The following is a 12,913-nucleotide window of genomic DNA, read 5'->3' on the forward strand; positions in this document are numbered from 1 at the left end:
GAGTCACTGCGCTTTTAGAGAAGTGATAAATCAATTCGTGAATAGCTTACTTGGTGTCTTCTCATTTACTCCTCATTCTCTTCTCTTTGTGCAATTGGTTTTTAACATTTCACTTTAACGTAAACAAGCTAAACACTTTCAAAACCAACCTAATTACAATGTTTTTTAAAGATCCACCTGGTTCTAACAGCTTCAAAGTTGGCGCCAAATTTAAGCGATAAACATAAAATAGGCAAAGCATCAGCTTGCTTAGCCACTTCAAAAACTTGATAAAATTTATAACCATATTCAACGGCTAAATTTAATTCAGCAACATACAATGCTTTATACTTTGGAGATAGTTTCTGCCAGTTCATTAGCGCTATTTGAATAATACCAAGCTGCACATCAAACTTGTACGGCCCAAATTTTTTAGCCTGCTGAATATACTCATATACTCGTTCTGTAGGCCCTTCTTGATAACTAACTACTTGTGCCAGTGCAATCCACGTTTCTGACCATGTTTGCCTTAACTCTAATGATTTTAATAAATCTTTTTCCGCTTGTTGATAAACCAAAAGCTTATTATTATTTTGGCCGCTAATTGCAGCTAGATTGAGCATTTTTATATAAGCACTTAACTGCCAGTAATGTGACTGTGAAGGGTCTTGCGTAGTTGCATATGTAATTGCCCTATCTGCAAGCTCTAGCTCTTCAGGAGTAATTGTACTTTCAGGCTGCTTTAAAATATTGAGTGCATTAAAATACCATGTATTTGCACGCATACTTTGTAAACTCTGATAACCTATTACTAATGTAATAACTGCAAGTATGACAATTTGTGTGAGGCGGTTTGTATTTATATTAATCATTAAACAACGACTCAGTTAAACGCTTTGGGTTAGTGAAAAACAAGTTATGTGCATCATTTTTGCCTATCAACTCGTTCACTATATGCTTAGCTTTACTCAAAATAGGCGGCCTACGCTTAACTGAATGAGCATCAGATGCAACATAGGTTACTAAACCCTTTTTTAGCATATCTATACTAATATTTTTAGCAGTTTCACCCCATGCACCTTCAATGCTTGAAGCGGTTAATTGAAACTCACAACCTAATTGCTTTAAACGCTCAATATAAAAAGGATTAGCTTGAATATCGCGATTACGCTCAGGGTGAGGAATAACTACTTTTATATTTTGTTTAGCTAGCCAATTTATAAACTTATCGTAGCCTTGGGGAACATGCGAATGCGGGAGTTCTAATAATAAATAATTTACTGAATTAAGCGTACCAATAAACGGGAGTTTATTACTAAGCACTAAACTCATTAGCTCTACATCAAGCCTAACTTCAGCGGCCACAGCTAGTTTAATACCAATATTATTTACAAATGCCTGTGCTTTTAAATTAGCAAGCTCGCTATACAATTGCGAAGCCGAATTATTAAATCGCCCAATATGTATATGTGGCGTGGCAACCATATGAGTTATTCCATCATTTTGCGCAATAGTTAATAGTGCTAAAGATTCATTTAAATCTTTAGCACCATCATCAATTCCTGGCAAAATATGGGAATGAATATCAATCATAGATTTGCATTTAACTATGCATTAGGTTGTTCAGGTTTTTGCGAGTAATCGTAATAATCGTAATAACCATGGCTATGCTCGTCTTTACTTTTACTCATATCTACTTGGTTAAGCACAATACCTGCAACATGAGCTTTAGATTCAAACAAGCGCTCAATACCCGCCTTAATAGGCTTAATTCGCGTAATATCAGACTTAACAACATAAATTACCGAGTCTGTACTTTGCGCAACAACTAACGCATCACTCACGGCTTGTGTTGGTGGTGTATCTATAATTATATGGTCATATTGAGCTTTCAAGCCATCAATTACTTCATTAAAGCGCGCGTTAGATAAAAGCTCTAACGGGTTACTAGGAATCTGACCACTTGGCATAATAGTTACGCCTGACTGCACATCAACATGTATACACTCACTTAACTGCTCTGTGCCTACAATTAAATTACTTAACCCTGGGTGAAATACTGGTATATCAAAGCGCTTTGCAATACTTGGTTTACGTAAATCTGCATCAATTAATAATACTTTACCCATTTGTGCAAGCGACATAGCTAAATTAGCTGAGGTCGTTGTTTTACCCTCACCCGGTGAGCTTGATGTAACTGCAATTACTTTATGATCACGCTCTAACTGAGTTAATAACAAGCTAGTTCTGAACGTACGAACTGATTCAGCAAAACGCCTGTAATTGTCATCAAGATATGCGTGAATCGGAAAAACACTATTTTTAGGTATTTTTACATGCGGTAATAAACCCAGCATGCGCTGTGCTAACTTACTTTCAACATCATTTTTGGTTTTAACAGTATCGTTAAGGGCGTCAAATATAAAGCTCATAATTACTGCAAAACCAAAACTAGCTATAAAAGCTAAAATAATAATAAGCTTTTTATTTGGTTTTGCTGGTTTGTTTGGGGCATAGGCACGATCAGTAAAACGTGCGGCAGCAGAGCTAAAATCACTTGTTACTTCAGTTTCTTTAGAGCGAGATAAAAACGTATTAAATATATTTCGATTAGTCTCAACTTCGCGTTTTAGTTGGTTATATTGGGTTTCTTTTCGGGTAATATCTTGATATTCTGCACGTATTTTAACTAAGTCACGCTCAAGCGCACTAACAGTACGAGTAATGCGGTTTAGCTCTTTTTCAATGCCGGTAATAAGGCCCTTAATTTGCTTATTTAAATTGTTTTTTACCGTTGCAAGCTCAGCTTGAGCAGAGATCATGCGAGGGTGTTTAGGGCCATAAACCTCACCTAAGTCACTTAATTTACGCTCAACTAGTATCACCTCACGCTTAACATCTTGTATTACTTTATGCGAAGTGATTTCCGGCATACTGCCTAAAAGCTCTAAGTTATTATTTCCGTACTCACTTATTACACGGTTAATACTTTCAAGGTTGTTTTTTTCATTGCGTGCAACAATTAACTGCTGCGATATCTGTTCAAGCTCTTGCGTAGCAAGCCCTGCTATACCCTCAATATCAACAAGTTTTTGCTGCTCTCGGTAAGCTTGCAAGCGAACTTCTGAGTCATCTAGCTGAATTCGCAATTGCGATAAGCGTGTATTTAACCAACTGGAAGCTTGTTGAGTAATCCCCATTTTTGCTCGCATTTGGCTATCTATATAAACTTCACCAACAGTGTTCGCTACAAGCGCTGCTAATTTAGGATCGCTTGACTCAAAACTTACTTGCACTAATTGCGTTTTACGAATAGGTGAAACAGAAAGGCGAGATTTAAATGCAGTTAGCAAGCCTAACATTTCACGGTCAGCTTGTTCATCAGGAGAATATATCGTTTCTTCTTTTTTATTTAAAAAAGGGAGTTGCTCTTTTATAGCTGTTTTAAGTTCACCTAACACTGACGGTTTTGCAATAAAATCTGTATGATCTTTTAAATTAAGTTTAGTAATTACTTCGCGGGCAATACTGTCGGACTTAATTACTTCAAACTGCGTCAGATAATATTCTTTTTTAGTCGAATCTAGTCCATATATTTCATCAAAACTAACTGCTTTAGTTTGCTCTGCCTCAATAAGTAAAGTTGCAGTAGCAACATATTTGGGTATTAACGTTAGTGCTACCATTATTGTTAATAAAGTAACAACGGTCGCAAAACTCAAAATACGCCATTTTGCGCGCCTAAGAACATTAAGATAAGCGCTAAAATCAATAATGTCTTCATTATTGACCTGAGTTTCATTTATTTGATTCATTAATTACTGCCTTGTAAACTACTTTAAAACAAGCGTTGTTCTATTTTTATGGTATCGCCCGCTGCAATTTGGCTATTTAAATTACCTTTTTGTTGCTGCTGTTTAGTTTGCTCTTTAAATATATATATTTTGTCAATCGAGGCACGCTCAGTTAATCCACCCGCTAGTGCAATAGCTTGATTAACTGTCATAGCAGGCTGGTAAGGGTAAGCACCAGGCTCTTTAACTTCACCGTGAATATAGAAAGGGCGGTACTCAATAACCTGAACATATACATTGGGGTTTATTAAATATTCAGGCTTTAACCCTTGCGATATAACTTGTTCAACCTCTGATGTATTAAGCCCGGCAAGTTTTACTTTACCTAAAAATGGGTAATTAACCTCACCACTATTACCTAAAAGTGCAGTAACCTCTAAATCAGGTTGGCCAAACACTTTTATTTCAACCTTATCGCCAGCACCTAAAATATAACTTTGTGCTGTTTGAGCAAAGCAAACGCTGCTTAAAACTAGCAGCGTTAAACTAAAAATAAACTTCATTAATTAGCCTTTAAAGCAAATGTAAAATTAACACCAACAATAACGCGGTCAAACTCTATTGCGCTTTGAGTAGAATCTTTATCAATAAAATCGACGTAAGTAGAAACCATACCAAAATTACTAGCAACGTAGTTTAAACCTAAACGAGCACTTTTAGATTTATCTTTACGGCCTACATCGCCAGTATATTGCTCGTCAGTATAATTAACACCAGCGAGTGAGCTCAAATAGTCACTCCAGTTATGGGTCCAATTAATACCGTATGTACTTTCTTTAATGTAATCACCTTCTACTAATGGGTCTTTAGCTGAGCGACTTGTTGTAAATTGTACAGTAGAGTAGCTAAGTGGTTGCCAGTTAACACCCGCCTCCCAACTTAAACCGCTAAAATTTTCACGCTCATTAGCGCTAAAGTCTTTATTTTGATAACCTAACTTAAACGAGCCAGATGTAACCGCTGTTGCTTCCCACTCCATACCAAGTAGTATTTTTACATCATCACTATCACGTGAAATACCATTAGCTTGTAAAAAATCATAACGGTAGTTTTCTTGCTTAACCTCTAAAAATGTACGTGTAGAAGCTTGGGTGTTATAGTAGCCAGTTACACCAATTAACGATTTATCATAATCACGGTATTGCGATATTTCTCTAAAGTTTTGATATTTTTTACTAAAAAAACCAGCTTTTAAAGCAACTTGCGCTTTTGAACTTTGTGTACCGTATTCGTAGCGCACTAAAACATTTTGTTGCTGATACTTTACAAGCTCATTTACTGCATCACCCAAGCCTTCAGTTAAACCACTACCACGGGGCTCGTAAAGCCAATCGGCGTCACCGTTAATATCTAAACGATGTAGACTAGTAAACTCTTTATGTACACCGGCACCAATATTAACTTGGGTAAAGTTATCAGCTGTATCTTTATTGTGTAAAGAACTGCTAGTTCCTAAGTCTAAGCTATAACTATCTGGGCCATCATCAATAACCGCTTTAACATTAGGAGTTATAGTCCAAATTAATCGCGACTCTTCATTATCGGGTGTGCTAAAAAAGTTATTATTACTACTAAGCCCTGTTTGTAAAGTCGGCGTAATTTCAGCGCCATCCTTAGTCATAACGCTACCAGGCTTTAAATTTGCTGCTGCGGGAGCTGCAAACCCTACACTTAACAAAGCAAAAATAGGGGCTAGTTTTTTAGTATGCGTTTGCATTCTTAAATCCTTTAAAAATTGTCATAAAAATAATTTTTATATCAAACCATAACGACCAGTGCTTAATATAATGTAAGTCAAATTCCACACGTTTTTCCATTTTATCAAGAGTGTCGGTTTCGCCGCGCCAGCCATTAATTTGCGCCCAACCTGTAATGCCTGGCTTAGCTTTATGACGTAACATATAAAACTCAACCTTTTTACGATATTCCTCATTATGGGCAACCGCATGAGGCCGTGGCCCAACTATCGACATATCGCCTTTTAAAACATTTATAAATTGTGGTAACTCATCAAGGCTTGTACGGCGTAAAAAACCACCTAAAGGTGTAATGCGCACATCATTTTTTGTAGCTTGTGTAACTACAGCACTGTTTTCGGTAACACTCATTGAACGGAATTTCCATACTTTAATTCTACGTCCATCAAGCCCGTACCTGTCTTGTTTAAAAATCACAGGACCTTTAGAAGTAAATTTAACAGCAAATGTAATGGCAATTAAAATAGGCGATATAAGCATTAAAATAATGGAGGCTGCTATTATATCTTCAGTGCGTTTTATAAACTCACGCGCACCAATAAAGGGGGATTCAAACACGCTCAATGTGTCAACATCACCCACATGCTCTATCCGCGCGTGTATTAAGTTAGATATTAAAAAGTCAGGAATAATATGCACATCTACCGTTGTATCACCTAATTGGCGTAAAATATCAGCTATACGCTTATCAGCCTTCATTGGAAGAGCAATATATAAAACGCTAATTTCACCATTACGAGCAGCTTCTACCGCGTTTTGTATTCGTCCAGCTACATCGTGCTTGGTAGAATTTTCAAAAAGTCGTTCTGGTTGCCTGTCGTCATAAAAACCTAAGAAGTTAAAACCAAGTTCATCATTTTTAATTATTTCATTATACAAATTGACCGCTGATTCTGTTGCCCCAACAATTGCAACATTACGTAAATTCAGGCCTAACTTCCTTCGGCTTCTTTTAAATAGGTGTACTGCTAGACGCCAAACATACAAAAATACAATACTAAGCAAAAACCACAAACCCAAACCAATTCGAGAGAGCGATTCAGTAAACTTAAAACTAAACGATATAAACAGCAGTACAGCAAAGGCTACAAATAAAGCCCCCCAAGCACAAAGTACCATGGTTCTAAATTTACCAGCTCGCCAAGAGCGGTAAGCAGAAAATATTTCAGCGCAATATAAAAAACTCAAAGCAACGGTTAAAACTGAAACCATATAAATGGGCGAAAGCTCGAAGCTATAAAATAAAGCAGAACATTGAAAGGCTAAAAATAACGCAAAAATATCGAACAAACGATAAAAATTTGCATCAGACGAGCCATTTGGCTTAAACGTCCTTGAAGATGTCATACTATCGTATCCCTATAGATATCTTAAAAAGTGAATCAGCTCCACAAAACTACGCCACAAATGTTACAGCATCATACTAAAGTATTCAATATTGCTTATTGTATATATACAGCAATAATAAGCAAAAAACTTATAACTAGTGAGTAAGTTGCATAAAACAAACAAATATAAACTTACGTAAATTCCACAAACATTTGTAAACATAAACATAAATATCGTGCCTTTATTTAAACAACCCCCGAAACCAAGACCATACTCCAAAAGAATAATCACTAAATATATCAATACCTAACGCAGATTTGATCAAATAAACAATTAATAGTAAAACTGTAATTACAAACAAACAAAATATAGATATTGTGATAACTTGTGATAATGCCGCTATTTTCTGTTCTTGTTCGCTAAGCTCTCGCCTATTTCTACCTGCTAACAAAACAAAATAATACCTATATTTAAAAAATTTAATTACCCCTCTACAATCTATTGTATGTTTACCCCACTGCCTTGCACCAATAGCAACTTTTAAATGAGCTAACTGATCGTCAGAAAAGCTGGACTGCACATTTTCGGGCATCCGTTTTAATAAGCTTTGTATTGCAGGGTCTTTTTTAAGTGAAGAACTCATTCAGATTACTCTTTTATTAATGTATCTCGTTAATGAGTGTTTTAACGGAATTTAAAGTGATACTTGATAGTTCCCTTGCCCCCTTCAAGCTATCACTCTCAGTATAACAACGTAATTCAGGTGCATTACCAGAGGGACGTAAATGGACAACATCACCGTTATTAAAGCTTAGCCTTAACCCATCAGTAGAATTTTTAGATTCTAATTTGAGGTGACTTAAACCTAAATCTGCAACGAGCTCATCAACCTCATATATACCTCGTTCAATAACGCTCTTACTTTTAGATTTTTCGATGGCTTTTAAGCGGTCGCTAAAAGTGAATCTATGCGGGAGAGATTCTACTAAGCCTGAAAGGGCAAAGTTACCGGCCAAATTTAAAACTGCCAGTACGGGTAAGATGGCATCCCTTGTGGGTAGCTGTAATAGCTTTTTATTATCAATGATAATAGATGACGCTAGTAAAAACCCCCCATTTGCCTCAAAACCAGCCACAGAATTAAAATTTTGTTTTAAGTTATCGAATTCCTCAATCACATAAGGAGACCCTATTTTAGTACGTATAACCTTTTTAAAATAACCACTTTTTTCTATACTAGTTATGCAGCTAACAGGTACAGCAAGCGCATCAATACCTAAACTCTTTGAAGCTAACAAACCTAATATATCACCTGTAAAATATTCTCCTGTTTCATCTGCAAGTAGCGGCCTATCACCATCACCGTCGGTAGAAAAAATAGCATCTAGATTATATTCTTCAGACCATTTTCTCGCTTGCTCTCGATCAGAATCTGCGACGGCTTCTGTATCAATTGGAACAAACTCGTCACTAAAGCCAAGACATATAACTTCTGCCCCTAGCGCTTTAAACAAGTCGGGATATAAATCTCTGCCTGCACTTGAATGTTGGTATATTCCAATTCTTTTTGAATGTAATAAGTTAGCAGGAAACACATCTATATAACGCTTTAAATACAGGTTAAAGGCGCGCATATCAGAGATAGGTAAAGGCAATAAATCTATTTGATCAAAATGAGTACTAGACGAAATTATTGCAACCTCATCTTGTTTAGTTATTTCACCAGTTTTTGTATAAAATTTTAGACCGTTTCTATCAAAGGGGATATGACTACCTGTCACCATAATTGCAGGGAGGCAGGCAGCTTGCGCAGCGTAAGCTAACGCTGGGGTGGGTACAACACCGAAGTAATCAACTTCAACGTCTACAGATTTGGCTGCACTGATACAGGCTTTCGCCATCGCTGGGCTGCTCGGTCTGTTATCAATAGCAATAGCAATACGTTTAACACCGGTTTGGGTACTTAAAAACGCTAACGTAAATGCAAAACACACTTCGTGTGTAAAATTGCTTACAAGTCCCCTAGCACCTGATGTGCCAAACTCTATACCGCTTTGTTTAATAACAACCGAACTATCCATAGTACCCTCTATAATTAACTAAATTTTTATTTTTTAAGAACGACCGTATCGGTCTTCAAAACGCACTATGTCGTCTTCACCTAAATACGAACCTGACTGCACCTCTATAAGCTCGAGGTCTACTTTGCCAGGGTTTTCTAGGGCATGTACGGCTGTAATTGGTATATACACAGATTCATTTTCAGTTAAGTACTGTTCTGTACCGTCCAAGTGTACTTTAGCCGTGCCAGAAACCACAATCCAATGCTCTGCTCGATGATGATGCATTTGTACTGACAACTTAGCACCAGGCTTAACAGTAATACGCTTAACTTGGAAACGCTCTCCACTATCTACCGAGTCATACTTCCCCCAAGGGCGGTATACCTCACGATGAAACGTAACCTCTGATCGCTGCTCATTCTTTAACTGCTGAACAATGGCTTTTACTTTTTGCGACTCACTTTTGTGAGCGACCAATACTGCGTCCTTAGTACTTACAATCACTAGGTCTTTAACACCTACAGTTGCTATTAACTTATCATCACCAAGCACTAAAGTATTTTTAGTATCAACGGCCTTTACATCGCCGTTAAATGCATTTCCATTTTCATCTTTGTTTGAAACATCCCATAAAGCAGTAAATCCACCAACATCACTCCAACCAGCGTCCATAGGTACAACTACTGCATCTTTAGTATGCTCCATTACTGCATAATCAATGGATTCATCAGGGCATGATTCAAATGCCACTTTATCTACACGAACGAAATCCATATCATCATTCTGCACCTGCATAGCAAGTTCACATGCCTTATATATGTCGGGTCTAAACGTCTTTAATTCATTTAAATATTCACTAGCTTTAAATAAAAACATACCGCTATTCCAGTAATACTCACCACTTTCTATGTAAGTTTCAGCAGTAGCTAAATCCGGTTTTTCAACAAAACTGTCAACAACAAAACCTGTTTGGTAAGGCTCTCCTCGTTTAATATAACCGTATCCTGTTTCAGGTTTATTACCAGTAATACCAAATGTAACGAGCTTACCTTGCTCAGCAAGTATTGATGCTTGCTCTACACTGGCCTGAAAAGCTGAAATATTTTCTATTACATGATCTGCAGCTAGTACTAGTAACAATGGATCTTGATTGTTTTCAATCGCTTTAAAAGCAGCCAAAGCAATTGCAGGAGCAGTATTGCGCCCTACTGGCTCTAAAAAAATACCTGAATGATCCACTCCTAACTGACGTACCTGTTCTGCAGCAATAAACCTGTGTTCTTCGTTACAAATAAGCATTGCAGGGCTATGACTCAATCCATCTAAACGCACGAGAGTTTCTTGTAACATAGTTTTATCACCACTTAGTGATAAAAATTGTTTAGGGTAATTCCCACGAGAAAGTGGCCATAAACGTGTGCCTGAGCCTCCAGCCATAACTATAGGTAAAATCATTTTAGTCCTTATCTAACGGTCTTACTTCTAGCAGACCTAATCTTGAAATAGTTAAAAAAAGTGAAATAACAACTGTGAAAGTTAACAAGCTTGTAATTAACACATTTATAAAAGCATCCGTGTAGCCTATACTCAATGCATCATTTAAAGTTGTATTATGAAACAAATTTAAGTAGCCAGTTATTATGAGAGTAGTGAGCATTAAAAAGTGTTTAATAGGGTAACTTTTAAATAAATATTTATGAAGCACATAAAAGCATTGTAAATAATTTAAAGCAAAAGAGGATGCTAAAAATGTACATAGGGTAAGTAAATCGCCAGAAAGAACACCTAGTACAATAGCGAAAACATTTGCTGTGGATGAAAAAAGACCACAATAAAACATTTCTTTTGTTGCGCCAAAAGCTTGAAATATACCACCGGTAGAACTTAATACCATTTGTAATGGTATGGTAACAGATAAAACTTTTAAGATATAAACTGTACTCTCCCACTGTGGGCCAAAAAGTATTAATACTATATCTGCAGCAGACCAATATAATACCATAGAGGTAAAAAGCCCAAGGCAAGCCAATTTAATAGCTATACGGTAAAACTCCTTCATTACAATAAAAGGATTATCCTTATGCTCAGTTAAAATAGGCTGTAAAGCGGGTGTAATAGCAAAGGTAAATAACTGTAATGGGTAACGCATTACCTGGTAGGATTTTTCATAAAAGCCTACAGCAACCGCACCAAAATATTTAGTAATAAGTATGGTGTCTAAATTACGAGAAAAAAAGTTAAGTATATTAAACGCTAACTGGTACTTAGCAACTGCAAACAATGTACATATCGCTTTTATATCCTTCCCAAAATGAGCTTTTCCAATTGACGATTTTGTAGAAGAAAAATGATAAAAAGCAAACCTTATAATAGGCACAACCATTAGCTTACTTATTAAACCTAAAACACCAAAGCCTTGGTAATACATAACCACAGCCACAGCTAATGAGAGCAATTCAGCTAATATTTCAGCTCTTGCGATTAATAAAAACTGTGTATCTTTTTGCAAACTAGCTAATGGGAGCATTGATAAAGCAGAAAATAAAATATTAAATGCCAAGACTAAATTGATATAAGATAAATTTTCAATTTCTAACCATCCCATTATATGAGGCGTTAAAATATAAAAAAGTAGGGCTCCAACAATGCCTATAATAAAGCTAGCGGTAAAAATACCATCACGCTGGTCAATTGAAATAGTCTTAGCGTATATCACCGCAGGGCCTAGACCTGATGTAGCAATCAACTGAAAAAACAATATTAATACTGTTACAGCAGCCAAAACTCCAAACATTTGAGGAGTGTAAAGTCTTGATAGTATCGCCAAAGATATTATCTGAAAAATATATAAACTATATTTACCTGCTAAACTTTTAAGTATCGCCTGATTTAACTTATTGCTCAAATTACTCATAAATTATGTCTTAAGCTCAAAAAGTACGTTCTTTAATTCATTAGCCATATTATAATTTGTTGTATCGACAGGTGATGTAACTATTTTTCTATCAAGTAATTCACCCAAAGTAATTGTAGGCATAACCTGCTCAGGCATCAGTACTGTGAAAATTTTACTACTTATTTCATTCGCTATCTGCAATTGATGGTCGTCGGAAAACTCATTAAACTTACTCACCCTCGGTACAAACAGCACCTTTTTTTGATACGCAAGCATTTGATTGATACTACCAATACCACAATGGCTAATCACTAAACTGGCACTTTTTACAAGTTGCTCCATTTCAGAACGAGTGGTCATGTCAATAATTTTACCATTAGCTGGCAAGTGCTTTAATTTATTGTGCCCGGTTTGTATAACCCAACGCACCTCGGCATTGTCATACAAAGGTTGCTTGTAAAGCATTTCAAACAAACGATCAAAATCGTACTGGCTTGTACCTACAGTTACCAAAATAACAGGTTTACTTTCAACCGCTTCTGTCACTGGTATATAATTATTTTCAGATAATATATCAAAGCACTTACCGATATACTTAGTATTATTTTTAGAGGCAACACTCTGCCATTGACTATAAAACTCATCATACAAATGATATTTTTTTATTAATTTGCCAGTATTAGAAAGTTCAACAACTCGAGATAAAGTATCTAAGTATATAAACTTTAAAGAAGAAACTTTACAAATCAATGCAAAAGGTAAAGCAATAGGGCCCCCTGTACTAAAAACTGCAGTAGGCCTTTCCTTCAATAAAACATACAGCGCAAAAAAAATATTAAAAATATGTATAAAAGGATTTTTTTGCGTGTCTATAATTTTATATATTTTTGAAATATTACTTTTTTTAATATTTACTTTATTTGAAACAAGTACAATTTCATCACATTGGCTTGTAGCACACATAGCTTGTGTTAAATGCCCACCGGCAGAGGCTATAACTAAAACTTTTTTATTCATGATAATCCTTCAACTTTA

11 protein-coding genes are annotated in these 12,913 nt (G+C 36.1%); all 11 read right to left on the reverse strand.

Annotation, left to right across the window (positions count from 1 at the left end; translation table 11 throughout):
• Nucleotides 1-149: 149 nt before the first annotated feature.
• Nucleotides 150-851, reverse strand: coding sequence for a VpsP family polysaccharide biosynthesis protein (locus H5087_RS12635; RefSeq protein ID WP_182672258.1), 702 nt, complete (start codon nucleotides 849-851; stop codon nucleotides 150-152).
• Nucleotides 844-1,572, reverse strand: a complete 729-nt coding sequence (locus H5087_RS12640) for a tyrosine-protein phosphatase (protein WP_182672259.1) — start codon at nucleotides 1,570-1,572, stop codon at nucleotides 844-846. The genes H5087_RS12635 and H5087_RS12640 overlap by 8 nt, the downstream gene beginning before the upstream one ends.
• A 14-nt stretch (nucleotides 1,573-1,586) precedes the next feature.
• Nucleotides 1,587-3,794, reverse strand: coding sequence for a polysaccharide biosynthesis tyrosine autokinase (locus H5087_RS12645; protein WP_182672260.1), 2,208 nt, complete (start codon nucleotides 3,792-3,794; stop codon nucleotides 1,587-1,589).
• A 23-nt stretch (nucleotides 3,795-3,817) separates the two neighbouring features.
• Nucleotides 3,818-4,336: a polysaccharide biosynthesis/export family protein gene (locus H5087_RS12650; protein ID WP_182672261.1), complete on the reverse strand. Its 519-nt coding sequence runs from the start codon at nucleotides 4,334-4,336 to the stop codon at nucleotides 3,818-3,820.
• Nucleotides 4,336-5,550: an outer membrane beta-barrel protein gene (locus tag H5087_RS12655; protein ID WP_182672262.1), complete on the reverse strand. Its 1,215-nt coding sequence runs from the start codon at nucleotides 5,548-5,550 to the stop codon at nucleotides 4,336-4,338. Before H5087_RS12655 ends, H5087_RS12650 begins: the two co-directional genes overlap by 1 nt.
• A complete protein-coding gene (locus H5087_RS12660; RefSeq protein ID WP_182672263.1) occupies nucleotides 5,534-6,937 on the reverse strand; it encodes an undecaprenyl-phosphate glucose phosphotransferase in 1,404 nt (467 codons plus the stop codon). Before H5087_RS12660 ends, H5087_RS12655 begins: the two co-directional genes overlap by 17 nt.
• Nucleotides 6,938-7,160: 223 nt before the next feature.
• A complete protein-coding gene (locus tag H5087_RS12665; protein ID WP_182672264.1) occupies nucleotides 7,161-7,562 on the reverse strand; it encodes a 3-phosphoshikimate 1-carboxyvinyltransferase in 402 nt (133 codons plus the stop codon).
• A 16-nt stretch (nucleotides 7,563-7,578) separates the two neighbouring features.
• A complete protein-coding gene (locus H5087_RS12670; protein WP_182672265.1) occupies nucleotides 7,579-9,000 on the reverse strand; it encodes a phosphomannomutase in 1,422 nt (473 codons plus the stop codon).
• Between the two features lie 33 nt (nucleotides 9,001-9,033).
• Nucleotides 9,034-10,437, reverse strand: a complete 1,404-nt coding sequence (locus H5087_RS12675; protein WP_182672266.1) for a mannose-1-phosphate guanylyltransferase/mannose-6-phosphate isomerase — start codon at nucleotides 10,435-10,437, stop codon at nucleotides 9,034-9,036.
• A 1-nt stretch (nucleotide 10,438) separates the two neighbouring features.
• Complete coding sequence (locus H5087_RS12680; RefSeq protein WP_182672267.1) at nucleotides 10,439-11,896, reverse strand: oligosaccharide flippase family protein; 1,458 nt, start codon at nucleotides 11,894-11,896, stop codon at nucleotides 10,439-10,441.
• Between the two features lie 3 nt (nucleotides 11,897-11,899).
• Nucleotides 11,900-12,895: a glycosyltransferase gene (locus H5087_RS12685; RefSeq protein ID WP_182672268.1), complete on the reverse strand. Its 996-nt coding sequence runs from the start codon at nucleotides 12,893-12,895 to the stop codon at nucleotides 11,900-11,902.
• Nucleotides 12,896-12,913 lie beyond the last annotated feature (18 nt).

Origin of the sequence: Pseudoalteromonas sp. SR43-7 (assembly GCF_014163785.1) — a bacterium.
Classification (GTDB): Bacteria; Pseudomonadota; Gammaproteobacteria; order Enterobacterales; family Alteromonadaceae; genus Pseudoalteromonas; species Pseudoalteromonas distincta.

What these genes read in the sequence shown, in the direction of transcription:
- H5087_RS12640 (WP_182672259.1), bottom strand. Translation starts at nt 1,572, where the DNA reads ATGATTGATATTCATTCCCATATTTTGCCAGGAATTGATGATGGTGCT.
- H5087_RS12655 (WP_182672262.1), bottom strand. Translation starts at nt 5,550, where the DNA reads ATGCAAACGCATACTAAAAAACTAGCCCCTATTTTTGCTTTGTTAAGT.
- H5087_RS12675 (WP_182672266.1), bottom strand. Translation starts at nt 10,437, where the DNA reads ATGATTTTACCTATAGTTATGGCTGGAGGCTCAGGCACACGTTTATGG.
- H5087_RS12685 (WP_182672268.1), bottom strand. Translation starts at nt 12,895, where the DNA reads ATGAATAAAAAAGTTTTAGTTATAGCCTCTGCCGGTGGGCATTTAACA.
- H5087_RS12680 (WP_182672267.1), bottom strand. Translation starts at nt 11,896, where the DNA reads ATGAGTAATTTGAGCAATAAGTTAAATCAGGCGATACTTAAAAGTTTA.
- H5087_RS12650 (WP_182672261.1), bottom strand. Translation starts at nt 4,336, where the DNA reads ATGAAGTTTATTTTTAGTTTAACGCTGCTAGTTTTAAGCAGCGTTTGC.
- H5087_RS12660 (WP_182672263.1), bottom strand. Translation starts at nt 6,937, where the DNA reads ATGACATCTTCAAGGACGTTTAAGCCAAATGGCTCGTCTGATGCAAAT.
- H5087_RS12665 (WP_182672264.1), bottom strand. Translation starts at nt 7,562, where the DNA reads ATGAGTTCTTCACTTAAAAAAGACCCTGCAATACAAAGCTTATTAAAA.
- H5087_RS12670 (WP_182672265.1), bottom strand. Translation starts at nt 9,000, where the DNA reads ATGGATAGTTCGGTTGTTATTAAACAAAGCGGTATAGAGTTTGGCACA.
- H5087_RS12645 (WP_182672260.1), bottom strand. Translation starts at nt 3,794, where the DNA reads ATGAATCAAATAAATGAAACTCAGGTCAATAATGAAGACATTATTGAT.
- H5087_RS12635 (WP_182672258.1), bottom strand. Translation starts at nt 851, where the DNA reads ATGATTAATATAAATACAAACCGCCTCACACAAATTGTCATACTTGCA.